This window comes from Nonomuraea sp. SYSU D8015, from assembly GCF_008065375.1.
GTDB lineage: Bacteria > Actinomycetota > Actinomycetes > Streptosporangiales > Streptosporangiaceae > Nonomuraea.
Map to the genome: position 1 here is coordinate 361328 of NZ_VJYI01000004.1, position 18852 is coordinate 380179.

Annotated in this window: 21 protein-coding genes; 17 read left to right on the top strand and 4 right to left on the bottom strand. The window is 68.3% G+C overall.

The genetic code is table 11. The features are described 5' to 3' along the window. The first annotated feature begins 22 nt into the window (after window positions 1–22). The 13 genes from glyA (at window position 23) to ID574_RS21020 (ending at window position 10939) form a co-directional block, all read left to right on the top strand. On the top strand, window positions 23–1288 hold the full coding sequence (glyA, locus tag ID574_RS20960) for a serine hydroxymethyltransferase (RefSeq protein WP_188190618.1): 1266 nt from the start codon (window positions 23–25) through the stop codon (window positions 1286–1288). A gap of 57 nt (window positions 1289–1345) precedes the next feature. After that, on the top strand, window positions 1346–2629 hold the full coding sequence (locus ID574_RS20965) for a glycosyltransferase family 4 protein (protein ID WP_188190619.1): 1284 nt from the start codon (window positions 1346–1348) through the stop codon (window positions 2627–2629). Window positions 2630–2769: 140 nt separating this feature from the next. Next, window positions 2770–3192 carry a Cg1360 family ATP-synthase-associated protein gene (locus ID574_RS20970; protein WP_188190620.1) on the top strand — a complete coding sequence of 141 codons (423 nt, stop codon included), beginning with the start codon at window positions 2770–2772 and terminating at the stop codon, window positions 3190–3192. 64 nt (window positions 3193–3256) lie between these two features. Beyond that, window positions 3257–3472, top strand: coding sequence for an AtpZ/AtpI family protein (locus ID574_RS20975; protein WP_223166915.1), 216 nt, complete (start codon window positions 3257–3259; stop codon window positions 3470–3472). Window positions 3473–3539: 67 nt separating this feature from the next. After that, window positions 3540–4337, top strand: coding sequence for a F0F1 ATP synthase subunit A (gene atpB / locus ID574_RS20980; protein ID WP_188190621.1), 798 nt, complete (start codon window positions 3540–3542; stop codon window positions 4335–4337). 73 nt (window positions 4338–4410) lie between these two features. Then, complete coding sequence (gene atpE, locus ID574_RS20985; RefSeq protein WP_188190622.1) at window positions 4411–4641, top strand: ATP synthase F0 subunit C; 231 nt, start codon at window positions 4411–4413, stop codon at window positions 4639–4641. 29 nt (window positions 4642–4670) lie between these two features. Next, entirely contained in the window at window positions 4671–5228 is a 558-nt protein-coding gene (locus ID574_RS20990; RefSeq protein WP_188190623.1) for a F0F1 ATP synthase subunit B, read from the top strand. After that, on the top strand, window positions 5228–6037 hold the full coding sequence (locus ID574_RS20995) for a F0F1 ATP synthase subunit delta (RefSeq protein ID WP_188190624.1): 810 nt from the start codon (window positions 5228–5230) through the stop codon (window positions 6035–6037). The genes ID574_RS20990 and ID574_RS20995 overlap by 1 nt, the downstream gene beginning before the upstream one ends. A 25-nt stretch (window positions 6038–6062) precedes the next feature. Then, entirely contained in the window at window positions 6063–7712 is a 1650-nt protein-coding gene (gene atpA, locus ID574_RS21000) for a F0F1 ATP synthase subunit alpha (RefSeq protein WP_188190625.1), read from the top strand. 3 nt (window positions 7713–7715) lie between these two features. Beyond that, window positions 7716–8618 (top strand): F0F1 ATP synthase subunit gamma, encoded by a 903-nt coding sequence (locus ID574_RS21005; protein WP_188190626.1) that lies wholly within the window; start codon window positions 7716–7718, stop codon window positions 8616–8618. A gap of 1 nt (window position 8619) precedes the next feature. After that, window positions 8620–10068, top strand: a complete 1449-nt coding sequence (gene atpD, locus ID574_RS21010) for a F0F1 ATP synthase subunit beta (RefSeq protein ID WP_188190627.1) — start codon at window positions 8620–8622, stop codon at window positions 10066–10068. 66 nt (window positions 10069–10134) lie between these two features. Further along, window positions 10135–10536, top strand: a complete 402-nt coding sequence (locus ID574_RS21015) for a F0F1 ATP synthase subunit epsilon (protein WP_188190628.1) — start codon at window positions 10135–10137, stop codon at window positions 10534–10536. Window positions 10537–10558: 22 nt separating this feature from the next. Further along, on the top strand, window positions 10559–10939 hold the full coding sequence (locus tag ID574_RS21020) for a DUF2550 domain-containing protein (protein ID WP_188190629.1): 381 nt from the start codon (window positions 10559–10561) through the stop codon (window positions 10937–10939). A gap of 241 nt (window positions 10940–11180) precedes the next feature. Here the strand turns inward: ID574_RS21020 and ID574_RS21025 are convergent, their stop codons facing one another. After that, entirely contained in the window at window positions 11181–11771 is a 591-nt protein-coding gene (locus ID574_RS21025; RefSeq protein ID WP_188190630.1) for a cob(I)yrinic acid a,c-diamide adenosyltransferase, read from the bottom strand. Between the two features lie 130 nt (window positions 11772–11901). Here ID574_RS21025 and ID574_RS21030 point away from each other — a divergent pair, with 130 nt between their 5' ends. From ID574_RS21030 to ID574_RS21045, 4 genes are read left to right on the top strand one after another with little or no spacing between them, the layout of a single operon-like run. Further along, window positions 11902–12798 (top strand): ABC transporter ATP-binding protein, encoded by an 897-nt coding sequence (locus tag ID574_RS21030; RefSeq protein WP_188190631.1) that lies wholly within the window; start codon window positions 11902–11904, stop codon window positions 12796–12798. After that, complete coding sequence (locus ID574_RS21035) at window positions 12795–13904, top strand: ABC transporter permease (protein WP_188190632.1); 1110 nt, start codon at window positions 12795–12797, stop codon at window positions 13902–13904. Before ID574_RS21030 ends, ID574_RS21035 begins: the two co-directional genes overlap by 4 nt. After that, window positions 13905–15071, top strand: coding sequence for a sensor histidine kinase (locus ID574_RS21040; protein ID WP_188190633.1), 1167 nt, complete (start codon window positions 13905–13907; stop codon window positions 15069–15071). A gap of 51 nt (window positions 15072–15122) precedes the next feature. Then, window positions 15123–15440 (top strand): STAS domain-containing protein, encoded by a 318-nt coding sequence (locus tag ID574_RS21045; RefSeq protein ID WP_188190634.1) that lies wholly within the window; start codon window positions 15123–15125, stop codon window positions 15438–15440. 139 nt (window positions 15441–15579) lie between these two features. Here the strand turns inward: ID574_RS21045 and ID574_RS21050 are convergent, their stop codons facing one another. From ID574_RS21050 to nucS, 3 genes are all read right to left on the bottom strand, one after another. Beyond that, window positions 15580–16131, bottom strand: a complete 552-nt coding sequence (locus tag ID574_RS21050) for a TetR/AcrR family transcriptional regulator (protein WP_223166916.1) — start codon at window positions 16129–16131, stop codon at window positions 15580–15582. Window positions 16132–16275: 144 nt separating this feature from the next. Continuing rightward, complete coding sequence (locus tag ID574_RS21055; RefSeq protein WP_188190636.1) at window positions 16276–17748, bottom strand: aldehyde dehydrogenase family protein; 1473 nt, start codon at window positions 17746–17748, stop codon at window positions 16276–16278. 392 nt (window positions 17749–18140) lie between these two features. Then, window positions 18141–18803 carry an endonuclease NucS gene (gene nucS, locus ID574_RS21060; protein ID WP_188190637.1) on the bottom strand — a complete coding sequence of 221 codons (663 nt, stop codon included), beginning with the start codon at window positions 18801–18803 and terminating at the stop codon, window positions 18141–18143. Window positions 18804–18852 lie beyond the last annotated feature (49 nt).

Here is an 18852-nt window from a genome sequence, read left to right on the forward strand (position 1 = left end):
CATTAGGTCGTACAGTGGGGAAATGCGTACGCAGCCCTATTACGGTCCGGACTTCGGGCTCCTGCAACGGCAGGATCCCGAGCTCGCGCAGGTGCTGCTAGACGAGCTCGACCGGGTGCGCGGCGGGATCCAGCTGATCGCGAGCGAGAACTTCACCTCGCCCGCCGTCCTGGCGGCCCTCGGTTCGACCCTCACCAACAAGTACGCCGAGGGCTACCCGGGCCGCCGCTACTACGGCGGCTGCGAGGTCGTCGACCGGGCCGAGCGGCTGGCCATCGAGCGGGCGAAGAAGTTGTTCGGCGCCGAGCACGCCAACGTCCAGCCCCACTCCGGAGCCTCCGCGAACCTGGCCGCCTACGCCGCGCTCCTGCAGCCCGGCGACACGATGCTGGCCATGGCGCTGCCGCACGGAGGCCACCTCACCCACGGCTCCAAGGTGAATTTCTCGGGAAGATGGTTCGACGTCGTGTCGTACGGCGTGCGTCGCGACACCGAGCTCATCGACTACGACGAGGTCCGTGACCTCGCGCTGCGGCACCAGCCGAAGCTCATCGTGTGCGGCGCGACCGCGTACCCGAGACTGATCGACTTCTCGGCCTTCCGCGGCATCGCCGACGAGGTGGGGGCGTGGCTGATGGCCGACGTGGCGCACCCGATCGGGTTGATGGCGGGCGGTGCGATCCCGTCGGCGGTGCCGTACGCGGACGTGGTGACCTTCACCACGCACAAGGCGCTGCGCGGGCCGCGCGGCGGGGCCATCCTGTGCACCGGGGAGCTGGCGAAGAAGATCGACCGGGCGGTGTTCCCGTTCATCCAGGGCGGGCCGCTGATGCACGTGGTGGCGGCCAAGGCGGTGGCGTTCGGGGAGGCGATGAGCCCCGAGTTCGCCGACTACGCCAAGCGGGTGATCGTGAACGCGCAGGCGCTCACCGAGGCGCTGGCCGTGGAGGGGATGCGGGCCGTGTCCGGCGGCACCGACACGCATCTGGCGCTGATCGACCTGCGTGACGTGGGGGTGTCGGGAGCGGAGGCCGAGCGGCGGTGCGCGGCGGCGGGGATCACGCTCAACCGCAACGTGATCCCGTACGATCCGGAGCCGGCGTCGGTCACGTCGGGCATCCGCGTGGGCACGCCGTGTGTGACCACCCAGGGGATGGGCCCCCAGGAGCTCAAGGAGGTGGGCACGCTCGTGACCCGGGCGGTGCGTCGGCCGGGGAGCGCGGCCGAGGTCAGGGAAAGAGTTGCAGCGCTTCTCGCCATCCATCGGCCATATCTCAGCGAATATTAAGCTGGTCTGTGTCGTTTTCCGGTCACAGTCGGCCGGAGCATCCGGGAAACTAGGTCCGTGCGCGAATACCTCTTCATGGCGCTCGTCTCGGCAGCGGTGACGTACCTGCTCGTTCCGCTGGTGCGCCGCTTCGCCATCCGCATCGGGGCCATGCCGGAGGTCCGCGAGCGCGACGTGCACACCACGCCGACGCCCAGGCTGGGCGGCCTGGCGATGTACGGCGGGCTGGTGGTCGGTCTGCTGGTGGCCAGCAGCCTGACCTACTCGGGTGCGGCGTTGAGAGACAACGGCGTCGAGCCGGTCCTGGCGCTGATCGTGGCGGGCGGGCTCATCACGCTCACCGGGTTCCTGGACGACTGGTGGGGCATGGACCCCTTCATCAAGCTGGCCGGTCAGATCGCGGCGGCCGGGGTGCTGGTCTTCTTCGGGTTGCGGCTGACCTCGATCCCACTGCCGGAAGACTGGGGCGGCTCCACCAGCCTCGACCCCACGCTCAGCACGATCATCACGATCATGGTCGTGGTCGTGACCATCAACGCGGTCAACTTCATCGACGGGCTCGACGGGCTCGCCGCCGGGGTGGTGTGCATCGCGAGCATGGCGACGTGGGCCTACTCGATCATCATTTCGCAGGACATCACCGGCAGCAACATCACCGCCACGGCCGCCATCGCGGCGGTCCTCATCGGCGCGTGCCTGGGCTTCCTGCCGCACAACTTCCACCCGGCGAAGATCTTCATGGGCGACACCGGTGCCATGCTGATCGGCCTGGTGCTCGCCTCCTCGATCGTCACGGTGACGCCGGTCGACACGACGGCCATCAGGGACATGAACGAGTTCCCCGTGGTGCTGCCGCTGCTCCTGCCCGCCGCGGTGCTGGTCCTGCCGCTGGTCGACCTGATCACCGCCGTGGTGCGGCGCACCTCGCGCGGCCTGTCGCCCTTCGCGCCCGACCGCGGCCACCTGCACCACCGGCTCATGGACATCGGCCACTCACATCGCCGGTCCGTGCTGATCATGTATGCGTGGGCGTTCCTGTTCGCTTTCGGCGTCGTGGGGATGTCCATGATCGGTGTGCCGGTCCTGCTGTTCCCCGCGGTCATCGCGCTCGCCCTCGCCGTGCTCGTGGTGATGGCGCTGCCGCGCTGGCGGGGCAAGGGCGGCGCGCACGCGGCCCCGCGCGGCGGGGAGCCCGACGACGACGGCCCGCCCACCGGTCCCATGCCGCCGATCCCGCCGGATCCCGAGGCCAGGCGGCGGATGCCGCCGGACGGCACCTCGCCCGAACGCGCGTCAGCCGAGGGAAATCCGGTCATTCCTGCATTTCCGAGCCGTTCATGACCTTCTTGATCGCGAACTAGAAACGGCAGGTAAAAGCGGTCTTCCGTGAGCTTGTGATATCTTTCACGAGCAGGGCCCCTCAGACGCACATGCTCGGGGGGTAGCAAACGCTCGCTTGACAACATGCTGATGGAGCACCGATGCAGGCCAACGACGTGCGCGTACTCAAGAGCGCCGCGATTCCGACCGTTGCGGTCGGGGTGGTCGCCGTGATCGTGTCGCTCCTCGCGGCAGGCGGCAAGGGCGCGCTGGGTGCGGCGCTCGGCACCGTGCTGGTCGGGGTTTTCTTCAGCATCAGCGTGGTAGCGGTGTCCTATGCCGCCAGGATCTCTCCCCAGATGATGGCGATCGCGGCGATGGTCAGCTATCTCGTCAAGGTCGTCGTCATCATGGTCGTGCTGTCCGCCTTCCGCGACACCACGGCCTGGAACACCATGGCCTTCGCCTGGTCGGTCGTGATCTGCACGCTCGTGTGGACGGGCTTCGAAGTCCGCGCCTTCATGAAGACCAAGCTGCTCTACGTCGACCCCGAAGCCAAGGTGCCCGGAAAGGGCGACTCATGAGGCTGGCGCTGGACGGGGTCCGATATGACTAGTCCTCTACTCGCCTGCTATCGTCGGGGCCGCGATGAGCGCAAAGGAACGCCGACCGGAAGAAGACGGTCGCGACTTCGCCGACGCCATGTGGTCAGTCCCCAGCTATCTGCTCGCGGGGATGGCCTTCTACGGCGGTATCGGCTGGTTGCTGGACCGCTGGTTGGACATGTCCGCGTTCTTCCCGATAGGCATCGTCCTTGGGGTCGTGCTCGGCGGCTACCTGGTCTACCGGAAGTACGGTCGCTAGCCCAACGCAGCGATCGCTTCTCTGAGGAAACCCTTGTGATCTACTACGACGTTGAAGGGAACGCCGCGTGAATGCGCTGACGGTCCTCGCTCCACCAGCCGACCAGTTCGGGGCGCCGACGCCTGACGAGCTGTTCCAGCTGCCGCCCATCATCCCGGGGGTCGACTGGTTCACCAAGCCGGTCCTGCTCGCGCTGCTCAGCGCCATCATCGTGATCGGCCTGTGCTGGGCCGCCTTCGGCAACCCCAAGGTCGTGCCGAGGGGCGTGCAGAACGTCGTCGAATACGGCTACATGTTCGTCCGCGACCAGATCGCCCGGCCCTTCCTGGGCAAGGACGCCGATCGGTGGATGGGCCTGCTGGTGACGCTCTTCTTCCTGGTCCTGGTCTGGAACCTCATGGGCGTCGTCCCGGTGCTGCAGTTCCCCGTGGCCTCGCACATCGCCTTCCCCGCCGTGCTCGCGATCTCGATCTACGTGCTCAAGGTCTACCTCGGCATGAAGACCCAGGGCGCGGTCGGCTACTTCAAGAACATGATGTTCCCACCGGGGCTGCCGAAGCCGATCTACGTGCTGCTGTCGCCGATCGAGTTCCTGTCGAACCTGATCATCGCGCCGTTCACGCACGCGGTCCGACTGTTCGCCAACATGTTCGCCGGCCACATGCTGCTGGCCTTCTTCAGCATGGTCGGCTTCTGGTTCCTCTTCGAGAAGCTCAGCCCGCTGGGGGCGCCGGTCGGCGTCATCGGCGTGGTCATGACCATCATCCTCACGGGCTTCGAGATGTTCATCCAGTTCCTGCAGGCGTTCCTCTTCGCCATGCTGGCCTCGATGTACATCGGCGGCTCGCTGCACCCCGAGCACTGAGAACCCCATACCGGAATGTCCATGACCGGTGACAACCCGAGTTCACCGGCCGTTCAGTAAAGGAATACAGATAATGAGCGTTCTCGCTGAGGTCTCCGGCAACGTCACCGCCATCGGTTACGGTCTCGCCGCCATCGGCCCCGGCATCGGCGTCGGCATCATCTTCGGTCAGGGCGTGCAGGCCATCGCGCGCCAGCCGGAGGCGTACGGCCTGATTCGCCAGAACATGCTCCTCGGCTTCGTCCTCACCGAGGCCCTCGCCCTGATCGGTCTGGTCGCGCCGTTCATCTTCGCGGGCATCTGACCACGCCCTTCTGACGAAAGGCTGCACCTATGACGTACATCGCAGCTACGCTCCTTGCCGCGCCGGAGGCGCACGCCAATCCGCTCCTCCCGCACGATTACGAGCTCGTCGTCGGTATCTTCTCGTTCCTCGTCGTTTTCTTCGTCGTCGGCAGGATCCTCGTCCCGCGCATCCAGAAGACGCTGGCCGAGCGGACCGACGCGATCGAGGGCGGCATCAAGAGGGCGGAAGAGGCTCAGGCCCAGGCCCAGGAACTCCAGCGGCAGTTCCAGGCCAAGCTCGAAGAGGGCCGTCGTGAGGCGGCCAGGCTGCGCGAGGAGGCCCGCGAGCAGGCCGCGCAGATCAAGGCCGAGCTCCGCGAGGAGGCGCAGGCCGAGGCCCGCCGCCTCATCGAGGCCGCGCACGCGCAGATCGAGGCCGACAGGCAGGCGGCGTTCGCCCAGCTCCGCGCGGAGATCGGTCGCCTGTCGACCGAGCTGGCCGGCCGCATCGTCGGCGAGTCCCTCGAGGACGAGGTCCGCCAGAGCCGCATCGTCGACCGGTTCCTCGACGAGCTCGAAGCCGGCAGCGCGCAGGCGGTGCGCTGATGCGTGGTTTGAGCAGGACGTCGCTGGCCGAGGTCGAGGAGCGGTTCAACGCGGTCGCCGGCAGTGCCGACCTCGGTACGCTCTCCGACGAGCTGTTCGCGGTCGCGGATCTGCTCGACCGTGAGCACGGCCTGCGTCGGGCCCTGTCCGACCAGGCCAGGCCCGCCGAGCAGAAGGCCCGCGCCGCGCGTGCGCTGCTCGGGGGCAAGGTCAGCGAGGCCGCGATCGCCACCACCGAGGCCGCGGTCTCGGCGCGGTGGTCGCGCGCCGGCGACCTGGCCGACGTGCTCGAGCGGCTCGGCGTGATCGCCGCGGCCGCGGAGGCCGAGAGCCAGTCCAGGCTCGACGACGTGGAGGACGAGCTCTTCCGCTTCGGCCGCATCGTCGCCGCCAACCCCGAGCTGCGCCGCGCGCTGGCCGACGCGGCCGCGCCCGAGCCGGGCCGGCGGCAGCTGCTGAGCGACCTGCTCGGCGACAAGGTCGCGCCGACCACCCTGCGTCTCATCACGCAGCTGGTTGTGCACCCGAGAGGGCGTAGCCTGGAGACAGGCCTGGAAGAGGTCGGCCAGCTCGTGGCCCAGCAGCGCCAGCGCCTCGTGGCGGTGGTGCGCAGCGCCGTCGAGCTGTCCGAGGAGCAGAAGCGGCGCCTGACGGCGTGGCTGCGCACCTCGTACGGCCGTGACGTGCACCTGAACGTCGAGGTGGACAAGCGAGTGCTCGGTGGGTTCTCGGTCCGCATCGGCGACGAGATCATCGACACCACGATTGTCGGACGAATCGAAGAAGTCCGCCGCCGGTTGGCCGGCTAAGGCGAAATAGGGAGACAGAGTAGAGATGGCGGAGCTTACGATCCGGCCGGACGAGATCCGGGACGCGCTTGAGCGCTTCGTCCAGGCGTACGAACCGGAAGGCGCCGCGCGCGAGGAGATCGGGACCGTCGTCGACGCCGGCGACGGCATTGCCCATGTCTCCGGCCTTCCCTCGGCGATGGCGAACGAGCTGCTCGAGTTCGAGAACGGTACGCGCGGCCTGGCACTCAACCTCGACACCCGTGAGATCGGTGTCGTCATCCTGGGTGAGTTCAGCGGCATCGAGGAGGGCCAGACGGTCCGCCGGACGGGCGAGGTCCTGTCCGTGCCCGTCGGCGACAACTTCCTCGGCCGCGTGGTCGACCCCCTGGGCAACCCGCTCGACGGCAAGGGCGCGATCGAGGCCGAGGGCACGCGTGCCCTCGAGCTGCAGGCCCCCTCGGTCGTCCAGCGGCAGCCGGTGAAGCAGCCGCTGCAGACCGGCATCAAGGCGATCGACGCCATGACGCCGATCGGCCGCGGCCAGCGCCAGCTGATCATCGGTGACCGCGGCACCGGCAAGACCGCGATCGCCGTGGACACCATCCTCAACCAGCGCGAGGCCTGGGCCTCCGGCGACCCGCAGAAGCAGGTCCGCTGCGTCTACGTCGCCGTCGGCCAGAAGGGCTCGACGATCGCGCAGGTCAAGGCCCGCCTGGAGGAGGCAGGCGCGCTGGAGTACACCACCATCGTCGCCGCCCCCGCCTCCGACCCGGCCGGCTACAAATACCTCGCCCCCTACACCGGCTCGGCCATCGGCCAGCACTGGATGTACCAGGGCAAGCACGTCCTCATCATCTTCGACGACCTGACCAAGCAGGCCGACGCCTACCGCGCCGTGTCCCTGCTGCTGCGTCGCCCGCCGGGCCGCGAGGCCTTCCCCGGCGACGTCTTCTACCTCCACTCCAGGCTCCTGGAGCGCTGCGCCAAGCTGTCGGACGACATGGGCGGCGGCTCGATGACGGGCCTTCCGGTCATCGAGACCAAGGGCAACGACGTGTCGGCGTTCATCCCGACCAACGTCATCTCCATCACCGACGGCCAGTGCTTCCTCGAGACCGACCTGTTCAACGCCGGCGTCCGCCCGGCGATCAACGTCGGTATCTCGGTCTCCCGAGTCGGTGGTTCGGCGCAGGTCAAGGCGATGCGGAAGGTCGCGGGCACGCTGAAGCTCTCGCTTTCGCAGTACCGCGACCTGGAGGCGTTCGCCGCGTTCGCCTCCGACCTCGACGCCGCCTCCCGTGCTCAGCTCGAGCGCGGTCAGCGTCTGGTCGAGCTGCTCAAGCAGCCGCAGTACTCACCGTTCCCCGTCGAGAAGCAGGTCGTGTCGGTGTGGGCCGGCACCACCGGTGAGCTCGACGAGGTGCCGGTCGAGGACATCCGCCGCTTCGAGACGGAGTTCCTCGACTACCTGCAGTCCTCGCACAAGGGCATCTTCGACGGCATCCGCGAGACCAACGAGCTGTCCGACGACGCGGTGACCGCTCTGAAGGACGCCATCACGGAGTTCAAGAAGGGCTTCACCACCTCCTCGGGCGAGCTGCTGGTCAAGGACGAGCCGGTGGCGCCGCTCGAGGCCGGCGAGGTCGGCCAGGAGAAGATCAAGAAGGTCGTCCGTCCGGCGGCGGAGAAGTAGGACATGGGTGCCCAGCTAAGGCTGCTGCGGCGGCGGATCAACTCGGTCAAGTCGACCGCGAAGATCACGCGCGCCCAGGAGCTCATCGCCTCTTCACGGATCGTGAAGGCGCAGCAGCGGATGCAGGCGGCGCTGCCGTACGAGCGTGAGATCACTCGCGCCGTCACCGGCGTCGTCAGCAACGCGGCCAGCGTCGACCATCCGCTGACCGTGGCGAAGGAGAACCCCGCCAAGGCGGGCGTCCTCATCGTCACCAGCGACAGCGGGTTCTGCGGCGGCTTCAACGCCAACGTGCTGCGCGAGGCCGAGGCCCTGCGCGGGCTGCTGCAGAGCCGCGGGCTCACCGTGGTGCCGTTCGTCACGGGGCGGAAGGGTGTCACCTGGCACACCTTCCGCAACCGCGAGATGGGCGGCAACTGGGTCGGGTTCTCCCGCAAGCCGGCCTACGCCGACGCCAAGGAGATCGCGACCACGCTGATCGACTCGTTCAAGGACGACAACGGGATCGACGAGATCCACATCGTCTCGACCGAGTTCGTCTCGATGCTCTCGCAGAACGTCGTGGTCAAGCGGGTCCTGCCGCTGGAGGTCGAGGAGACCGAGGCGACGGACACCACCGTGATCCCGCCGTACTTCGAGTTCGAGCCGACCGCGGGCGACGTTCTCGAGTCGCTGCTGCCGCGGTACGTGGAGTCCCGCATCTTCACGGCGCTGCTCCAGTCGGCGGCCTCGGAGGAGGCCGCGCGCCGTCGCGCGATGAAGTCCGCGACCGACAACGCCAACGAGCTGATCCGGCTGCTGACGCAGGAGATGAACCAAGCTCGCCAGGCCGAGATCACCCAGGAAATCAGCGAGATCGTCGGTGGGGCCAACGCGCTCGCTGACGCCGCAGCCGGGAAAGAGTGAAATGACTGCAGAGGCTGTTGAAACTGTAGAGACGCCCGCGGCCGGCACCGGCCGTGTGGCACGTGTCACCGGCGCCGTCGTCGACGTGGAGTTCCCCGTCGAGGCGATGCCGGACATCTATAACGCGCTCAAGGTCGAGGTCACCCTCGGCGGCCAGACCAGGACCCTGACGCTCGAGGTCGCCCAGCACCTGGGCGACAACCTCGTCCGCTGCATCTCCATGCAGCCCACCGACGGCCTGGTCCGCGGCCAGGCCGTGGCCGACACGGGCAAGCCCATCCAGGTGCCGGTCGGCGACGTGGTCAAGGGCCACGTGTGGAACGCGCTGGGCGAGACGCTCGACGTCGAGACCTCGTCGCTCAAGATCGACGAGCGGTGGGGCATCCACCGGCCGTCGCCGGCCTTCGACCAGCTCGAGTCCCGCACCGAGCTGCTGGTCACCGGCATCAAGGTCATCGACCTGCTCACCCCGTACGTGCAGGGTGGGAAGATCGGTCTGTTCGGCGGCGCCGGCGTCGGCAAGACCGTTCTGATCCAGGAGATGATCCGCCGCGTCGCCCGCAACTTCGGTGGCACCTCGTGCTTCGCCGGTGTGGGTGAGCGCACCCGTGAGGGCAACGACCTCTGGCTCGAGATGATGGAGGCGGACGTCCTCAAGGACACCGCCCTCGTCTTCGGCCAGATGGACGAGCCGCCGGGCACCCGTCTGCGGGTCGCGCTGTCGGCGCTGACGATGGCGGAATACTTCCGCGACGTGCAGAAGCAGGACGTGCTTCTGTTCATCGACAACATCTTCCGCTTCACGCAGGCCGGTTCCGAGGTCTCCACGCTGCTCGGCCGTATGCCGTCCGCCGTGGGTTACCAGCCCACGCTGGCCGACGAGATGGGTGTGCTCCAGGAGCGCATCACCTCGACGCGCGGTCACTCGATCACCTCCATGCAGGCGATCTACGTGCCCGCGGACGACATCACCGACCCGGCCCCGCACAACGCGTTCGCGCACCTCGACGCGCAGACCGTTCTGTCGCGGCCGATCTCGGAGAAGGGCATCTACCCCGCGGTGGACCCGCTCGACTCCTCCTCCCGGATCCTCGACCCGCAGATCGTGGGCGAGGAGCACTACCGGGTGGCCCAGGAGACCAAGCGGATCCTCCAGAAGTACCGCGAGCTCCAGGACATCATCGCGATCCTCGGTATCGACGAGCTCTCCGAGGAGGACAAGGTCACCGTCCAGCGGGCCCGCCGCATCGAGCGCTTCCTGTCGCACCCGATGTACGCGGCCGAGGCCTTCACCGGCCAGCCGGGCGAGACCGTCCCGCTCGACGAGACCATCGCCTCCTTCAAGGGCCTCTGCGCAGGTGAGTACGACCACCTGCCCGAGCAGGCGTTCTTCATGGTGGGTGGCATCGACCAGGCCATCGCGAAGGCCAAGGAACTCGAGCGTCGGTAATCGCCCCATGATGGTGGCGCGGTCCTGGAACCGCGCCACCATCTGATCGGAAAGGAACCTACACAAGTGGCGAAGCTGCGAGTAGGGGTTGTCTCACCCGAGCGTGAGATCTGGTCGGGCGAGGCCGACATGGTGATTGCCAAGACCGTGGACGGCGAGATCGGTATTATGCCGCAACACGCACCTGTACTCGGCGTCCTCGTCGAGGGCGGTGTGCTGCGCGTGAAGCGGGAGGGCGAGGGCGACCTCGTGGCGGCGGTTCACGGTGGGTTCATCTCCGTGGCCGACAATGAGGTGTCCGTGCTCGCCGAGGTCGCCGAGCTCGGTTCCGAGGTCGACATCGCGGCTGCCCGCGACGCTCTCGACCGGGCCCAGGCCTCGATCGAGGCCAACCAGGAAGACGCCGACGCGGCAATCGAGGCCAAGCGTGCCAGGGCCCGGCTGCGCGCGGCAGGCGAAGAGGTATAGCAGAACACGTTCAGGGGGCGGCATGGCGGCGACGGTATTGACATTCGTGGTGCTCCTTGCCGCCCTCGTGGTGTTGCGCGCGGTCATCCTGGGCCGCTCGCGTGGGAGTGTTCCCTGTCGCCTGCAGGTAGGCAACCGGGGCTGGCAGAGCGGGGTGGCCCGCTACGCCGACGGGGAGCTCCACTGGATTCCGCTCATGGGCGTCCGACTGAGGCCGCGCCACGCGATCGCGAGGCGCGGCCTTGTTGTTTCTGCCCGTCGTGACATCGGTGACGGGCTTTATGCGGTGGATTGCAGCGGGAGCACGCGTGACGTGTCGCTGGCGATGAGCGCGGACGCGATGACGGGCTTCCTGGCCTGGCTGGAGTCGGCTCCGCCGAGTGCGTACCTGGACGTCGCCTAGCGGCGGTCTTCCGCGTTGCCTGATGCCCCACGTCCCTCCGCATTTCGGCTGAGGTCCTTCGGGAGAAGGGGCCGGCGGCTCCCGTGAGGGCCAAGGGAATGTCGGGCTTTTGGGGGCGAAGGGGACCGACAGTGCTCTCAGGGAATGGGCGGGCCCTTCGGAGGAGTGGGGTGGCGCGTGCGTGAGAGGGGACGTGACCTGACCGGGCGCCGACGGTGGCAGTGGCGCGGCGGGGATCGGGTCAGCGGGTGCCGCCGGGCTTCCAGAGGATCTCCTCGCCTGCGTGGGCGACGCGGCAGGCGATGAACAGCAGGTCGGACAGGCGGTTGAGGTATTTCGCCGTCAGCGCGTTCATGTCGTCGTGGACGTGCAGGGCCGCCCAGGTCGAGCGCTCGGCCCGGCGGACGGTGACCCGCGCCACGTGCAGCGCCGCGGTGGCCGGATCGCCGCCGGGCAGGATGAAGCTGCGCAGCGGCTTGAGACCCTCGTTGAAGCGGTCGCACTGCTCTTCCAGCCAGTCGATGTACGACTGCTCGACCCGCAGCGGCGGGAACTCCGGGTTTTCGACGACCGGCGTGGCGAGGTCCGCCCCCACGTCGAAGAGCTCGTTCTGGACCCGGGCAAGGACCTGGGTGAGATCGGCGGGAAACGTACGGTATGACAGGGCGACGCCGAGCTGGGCGTTGGCCTCCTCCACGTCGGCGTAGGCGGCCAGCCGGGGGTCGGTCTTCGAGGCGCGGCTCATGTCGCTCAGAGCGGTGGTGCCGTCGTCGCCGGTGCGCGTGTAGATGTGGGAGAGGACGACCGGCTTGTCCTTGTCGGCGCGCGTCATGTGCTCAGCCTACTCATGACAAATGTCATCCGGATCGGACGCGGGATCCACATCAGGGTCGTGATTTACGCGACTACCAGGGCGAACGGCGTGAAAGCCACGATTGACCCATGATGAAGGAGAGGACCTGATGCTCGAGATCAGCGAGCTGCACAAGCGCTTCGCGGGCGGCCCCGACGCCCCCGGCGGCAAGGTCGCCCTGGACGGGATCAGCTTCGTCGTACGCCCGGGGGAGATGTTCGGGTTCGTCGGCGCGAACGGCGCCGGCAAGACCACGACGATGCGCATCATCATGGGCGTGCTCCAGGCCGACTCCGGCTCGGTGAGCTGGCAGGGCCGGGAGCTCGGCCGCGACACCCGGCGCCACTTCGGCTACATGCCGGAGGAACGTGGGCTCTACCAGAAGATGCGGGTCGCCGAGCAGATAGAGTACTTCGGCCGCCTGCACGGCCTGGGCGCGGCGGCCGCCAAGAAGGCCACCGAAGACCTCATGGAGCGGCTCGGGGTGGCCGAGCGCAGGAACGACGCGGTGCAGGCGCTCTCGCTGGGCAACCAGCAGCGCGTGCAGCTGGCGGTGGCCCTGGTGCACGACCCCGAGGTCCTGGTGCTGGACGAGCCGTTCTCCGGGCTCGACCCGATCGCGGTGGACGCGCTGGCCACCGCGCTGCAGGAGCGGTGCAGGGGCGGCGTGCCGGTGATCTTCTCCAGCCACCAGCTGGAGCTGGTCGAGCGGCTGTGCGACTCGGTCGGCATCGTCTCGGCCGGCCGGATGGTGGCCACGGGCACGGTGGCCGACCTGCGCGCGGCCGAGGGCAACACGCTCCGCGTGGTCGTGCGCGACCCCGCCCCGGGCTGGGCGGAGGGGTTGCCGGGCACGGTCAGCGTGAACGGCGACCGGCACATCCTTCGTACGACGGACGGCGACGACCAGGAGATCCTGCGTCGCGCCGTCAAGGCCGGGCACGTCGAGCACTTCGGCGTCGAGCAGCCCACCCTCACCGAGATCTTCAAGGAGGCCGTGGCGTGAACGGACTGATGCTGGTCGCCCGCAGGGAGATCATGACGCAGATCCGCACAAGGGCGTTCGTCATCGGCCTGCTGATCTCGGCCGTGCTGGTGGCGGCGCTCTCCTACGCGCCCAAGGTGTTCGACACCCCCGACGTCTACACTCTCGGCACCGTCAACTCCCAGCAACTCCCGCTGCAGGCGGCCGCGCCGGAGGCGAAGTTCGAGTGGCGCTCGCTCCCCGACGAGGCCGCGGCCAAGCAGGCCGTGCTCGCGGGAGACGTGGACGCGGTGCTGGTCAACGGCACGAAGGTGCTCACGGACGGCGAGATCGAGCCTGAGCTCGGCGTGCTCATGCAGACCGTCAACCGGGAGGTGCGGCTCGGCGCCATCGGCACCTCGATCCCGCCGCTGCAGATCGAGTCGGTGAACCCCGACGCCCGCTACGAGTCCGCGCGCACCGGGATCGCGGTGGTGCTCGTCCTCGTGCTCTTCATGATGCTCCTCGGCCAGGCCGTGATGGTCGCCATGGGCGTGGTGGAGGAGAAGGGCAGCAGGATCGTGGAGATCCTGCTCTCGACGTTGCGGCCGTGGCAGCTGCTCGGCGGCAAGATCCTCGGGCTGGGCGTGCTCGGCCTGATCAACCTGGTCACCATCCTGGCCGTGGGCCTGGGCGCGGCCACGGCCTCCGGGATCGCCTCCGACTTCCCGCCCGGCATTCCGGGGGTGGTGGCAGGGGTGCTGGTCTGGTTCGTGCTCGGGTACGCCTTCTTCGCCACACTGTCGGCCGCCCTCGCCTCGCTGGTCTCGCGCCAGGAGGAGGTCAACACCGTGATGACCCCGCTTACCATGCTGATCATGGTGACGTACTTCGTGGCCTTCTATGCCACCAACGACGCGACGGGCACGCTGGCCACGGTCATGTCGTACGTGCCGCCGTTCTCGTCGATGGTCATGCCGGTGCGGATGGCCGCGACCGAGGTGCCGCTGTGGCAGGTGGGCGCCTCCATGGCCGCCATGGTCGTGGCCGTGCTGGCGGTGCTGGCCTTCGGGGCCAAGGTGTACGAGCGGGCGGTGCTGCGGACGGGCGCCCGGCTCAAGCTGGTTGAAGTGCTGCGCGCCAAGTAGATGAACGAGATCCAGCGGGCACGACGCCTCACGTGGGTGATGCTGCTTTCCGGCTTCGCGGTGATGTGGCTCCTCATCGCCATGGGCACCGCGATCGGGATCAGCGCGGGGAAGCTCCAGACGTGGCGCGTCGTGCTCGCGCTGATCGCTGTGCTGGCCTTCAGCGGGCTCTCCGTGCGGATCGTCAGCGCCGTGCTGGACAGCCGCTATCCCACCCGGCAGGTGGTTGTGGCGGGGGTGCTCGCCGTGGTCGCGGCAGGCATGGGCGGGGCCGAGCCGTTCAGCTGGGGCTTCGTACTCATGTGCTGGTTGTCCGTGGCCACGCTCGGGGTTTCCCGGCGTACGGCCTTCCTGCAGGCGCTCGGGACGTTCGTGGCGTCGGTGGGGCTCGGCTTGCTCGGGGTGCTGGCCGGGCTCAGCGTCAGCGCCATCGACCTGACCCCCCTCGGGGCGGTGAGCTACTATGTGGCGCTCTACGGGATCTGGTGCGCCATCCTGCCGCCGTCCGGCCGGGTCTGGATGTGGATCTGGCAACTGGCCGTCCAGGCCCACGAGGGGCGTGAGGCGCACACGCGGCTGGCGCTGGCCGAGGAGCGGCTGCGCTTCGCCAGGGACCTCCACGACCTCGTGGGGCACCAGCTGTCCGCCATCGCGGTGAAGACCGAGCTGGCCGTGCGCCTGTCTGACGTCGACCCGGCGGCGGCCAAGGCCGAGATGTCCGAGATCAACACGCTGACCAGGACGGCGCTGCGCGAGCTGCGCGAGGCCGTGCGCGGCTATCGCGAGCTCGACCTGGCCGCGGAGCTCAACAGCGTAAAGGGAGTGCTCGAAGCGGCCGGCGTCCGCTGCGAGGTGCACCTGCCCTATCGCGACCTGCCCGACGGGGTGGCCCCCGTGTTCGCCTACGCGGTCCGCGAGGCGGTCACCAACGTGCTCAAGCACAGCACAGCGACGTTCTGCGATATCACCATCCGCTTCACCGAGGAGGAGGCGGAGCTGCGCGTACGCAACGACGGGGTGGCCCGGCGGCAGGTCGCCGACCTGGGGAGCGGCCTGGCCGGCATGAATGAGCGGGTGGCCGCAGTGGGGGGCAAGCTGAGCGCCCATCCGACGGACGACGGAGAGTTCGTGCTCACGGCTGTCGTGTCATTGCCGATCCGTGGGTAGGAGTGTCATGCAGGGGGTTCACCTCACTGTGTGCGTGATTGAGGAGGTGGCATGCGCGTCCGCGGCAATCCGAGGGCTCAGGTGGTGCGGATCGGAGCCAGGCTCGACGCCGGCACGTCGGCGGGGGTGCGCGAGCGGCTGCACAAGGCCCTCGACTCAGGCCAGGGCGACCTGATCCTCGATCTCTCCAAGCTGGAGATGATCGACGCGACCGGTCTCGGCGTGCTCGTGGGGGCGCATCGGCGCGCGCTGGGCGTGCAACGCCGCCTCGTTCTTCGGGGGGTGCCACCGCGGATCATGCGGATCCTGGCGGTGACCCGGCTGAATCGGGTGCTGCACGTGGAGGTTCCGGCAGCAGCGGTGGCCTGAGGTGACATATCGGAGCGGGCGACGATCAGCCGTCGCCCGCTCTTTCCTGACTTAGACAAAATAGAGATTATGGTCGGCGCGGATCTGTGAGCTATGACACTCAATACGCGAAATGCCGATTTATCTGCCGGGTGGGTCGTCACGCCGGCTCGGGGCTGCCCAGGCTGCGCATGAAGATGTGCGCCGCCGCGTCCACGAGCTCGTCGATGTCCGGTTGCTCGTCCGCCAGCAGCCATTCGATGAGCAACTCCTGTAACGCGCCAATGACGCCGAGTGCCAGCAGTCGCCGATTCAGCGGCGCGACCTGCAGGAAATCGGCGGAGGCCTCCTGGATGAGGCGGGCGAAGGCGTCTACGGCGCGTTGCCGCGACATCGTCAGGACATCCCCTGACCTGCGTACCTCCACGTGCATGATGCGCGCTCTGCGCCAATCGGCCGTGGTGAACTCGATATAGGCGCGAATCCCCGCCTGGATCCTTCCCTCGAGCGTGTTCGGCGCTTCCTGCACCGCTTTGGCCACCACGGCCAGGCTTTCCTCCACGCAGCGCTCGTGCAACGCCTGAAGGAGCTCCTCGCGCCCGCCGAAACATTCGTAGAAGGCGCGGTTGGAGATCCGCGCCTCCGAGCACAGCCTTTCGATCGTCGTCGCCGCGAAACCCGGCTTCGCGTATAGCGTGTACGCGGCCGTCATCAGCCGCTCGCGTCTGTCCGCCAGCCTTTGTTCAGCCGACATTCCCCGGTAAGACCGGTTCACATTCCACCCGTCCAACATGATCGTGGCCCCCAGAGCACACAATTATGGACGGATGATCGGATTTGGGAAAGGGCAAGAAGATTATCTTTTACGTCGGCCGTGCAAGAACGTGACAAGTCTGATCAGTCGCTCAACTTCCGCCGGTCCTCTCGCGAACGAGGTCAGGTTCATCCCGGGCATGGCGAAGCGCTGCCGGGAGATCGCCTTGGGCCGGGCGAACTCGCGCAGGCCGTCGGCTCCGTGGATGCGCCCGAACCCGGAATCGCCCACGCCGCCGAACGGCAGAGCCGGGACGCCGGCGAACGAGATGACCGAGTTGATGGCGGTCATCCCGGTACGCATCATGCGGGCCATCTCCATCGCCCGGCGTACGTTCCTGGAGAAAACCGTTCCACCCAGGCCATACGCGGACGCGTTGGCCAGCTCCAGCGCCTCCTGAGCGTCGCGGGTGCGGCGGACGGTGATCGTCGGCCCGAACGTCTCCTCGCGCACGGCGGGGGAGTCCTCGGGCACGTCCTCCACGATCACCGGGTCGACGTACGGCGCCCGCACCGCGTCGGGGCCGCCCGCGACGACCTTCCCCGACTTGGCGGCGTCGTCGATGTGCCGCTTGATGATGTCCACCTGACCCGGCATCGTGATCGGACCGTAGTCCTCGCCGGCCCGCACCTTCGCCACGCGCTCGGACAGCTCGCGCATGAAACTTTCATAGACGGCGTCCACGACGTAGACGCGTTCGACGCCCGCGCACGTCTGCCCGGCGTTGGACATCGCGCCCCACAGGCAGGCGTCGGCGGCCCTCGCCACGTCGGCGTCGGCGTCCACGATGAACGCGTCCTTGCCGCCGCACTCGGCCACGATCGGCGTGAGGTTCTCGGCGCAGGCCGCCATGACGCGCTTGGCCGTGGCGGTCGAGCCGGTGAACGCGACCTTCCCGACCCGGGGGTCACCCGCCAGCGCCGCACCCGTCTCGCCCAGGCCCGTCACCGTCTGGAACACCGGGTGTTCGGGGACCGACTCGGCGAACAGCTCCGCCATCCGCACGCCCACGCCCGGGGTGAGCTCGCTCGGCTTGAACACGACCGCGTTGCCGGCGGCGAGCGCGTACGCGATGGAGCCCATGGGGGTGAAGAGCGGGTAGTTCCACGGACCGATCACGGCGACGACGCCGAGCGGGAGGTATTCGAGCGTGGCGGCCAGGTTGAGGCCGATCATGCCGGTCGAGACGCGGCGCCGCCCGAGGACCTTCTGTGCGTTGCGGGCCGCCCAGTCGATGTGGGTGATCGCCAGCACGATCTCCAGCGTGGCGTCGCCCACCGTTTTGCCGGTCTCCTGGTGAACCAGTTCGGCCAGCTCTTTGAGGTGCTGGGCGATGACGGCCTTGTAGTCGAGCAGCCGGCGCCTCCGCTCCGCGTGCCCCAGCCCGGCCCACCAGGCAGCGGCCTCCTCGGCCCGCCCCACGGCATCCCGCACGGCCTCAGGCCCTTGTTTGGGATGACTGCCTATGACCTCGCCGGTGGCCGGATTGAGCGAGTCGAACGTCAGCGTCGTCATGTCGCCACGATAAACCGGTAAGCCAGCGCTTACCAGGCGCGCGTGCATCGTGCGTCGTGCCCGTGTGCCATGGCTGGTCACCGCCCCCATCGCGCCGATCCCCACCGTCCCACTTCCCGCCGACCCGGCGCCGGAAGGGTGAGGGGTGCCCGGAGCGGATGGGGTGCCGGTGCGTAAGGTGCTGGGCGGGCAGCGGGTGTCGGGTCAGGCGGTGACGGGGGCCGAGCGAGCGTTGGAGGCGGGCGGCGCCGGGCAACTGCGACCCAAACCGGGTAATCGGTCAAGCTGGGCTCGCGTAACGGCGGGTCACCGGTGAAGGGTCAGAGGCCGTTCCCCTGGAGGGCCCTCAGCCGGAGTATGGCGGGTGGGAGACCACGGCACCGCGTAAAGGATCAAAAGAGGGTGGGATTTTCGGGCTCGATGCCGCGGAGGGCGTCGTAGTCGAGGGTGACGCAGTCGATGCCTCTGTCCGTGGCGAGCACTCGTGCCTGCGGCTTGATCTCCTGGGCGGCGAAGACACCCCGGACGGGGGCCAGCAGCGGATCGCGGTTGAGCAGCTCCAGGTAGCGGGTGAGCTGCTCGACGCCGTCGATCTCGCCCCGGCGCTTGATCTCCACCGCCACGGTCGCGCCCATCGCGTCGCGGCACAGGATGTCAACCGGCCCGATCGCCGTCATGTACTCCCGCCGAATGAGCGAGTAGCCCTCGCCCAGCGTCGTGATGTGCTCGGCGAGCAGCTCCTGGAGGTGGGCCTCCACGCCGTCCTTGATCAGCCCCGGGTCGACGCCGAGCTCGTGGCTGGAGTCGTGGAGGATCTCGGCCATGGTCAGAACCAGCTTCTCGCCGGTCTTGCCGTGGGTGACCGTCCAGGTGTCGCCGTCCTCCTTGAGCTTGCACGGCGGATTCATCCAGTTGAGCGGCTTGAAGGCGCGGTCGTCGGCGTGGATGCTCACGCTGCCGTCCGCCTTGATGAGCACGAGCCTCGGCGCCATCGGCAGGTGTGCCGTGAGCCGTCCTACGTAATCCACGCTGCATCGCGCGATGACCAGCCGCATGACGACCCACCTTAGCGGCTCTGGAAAACTGGACGCATGGCGTTCGAAG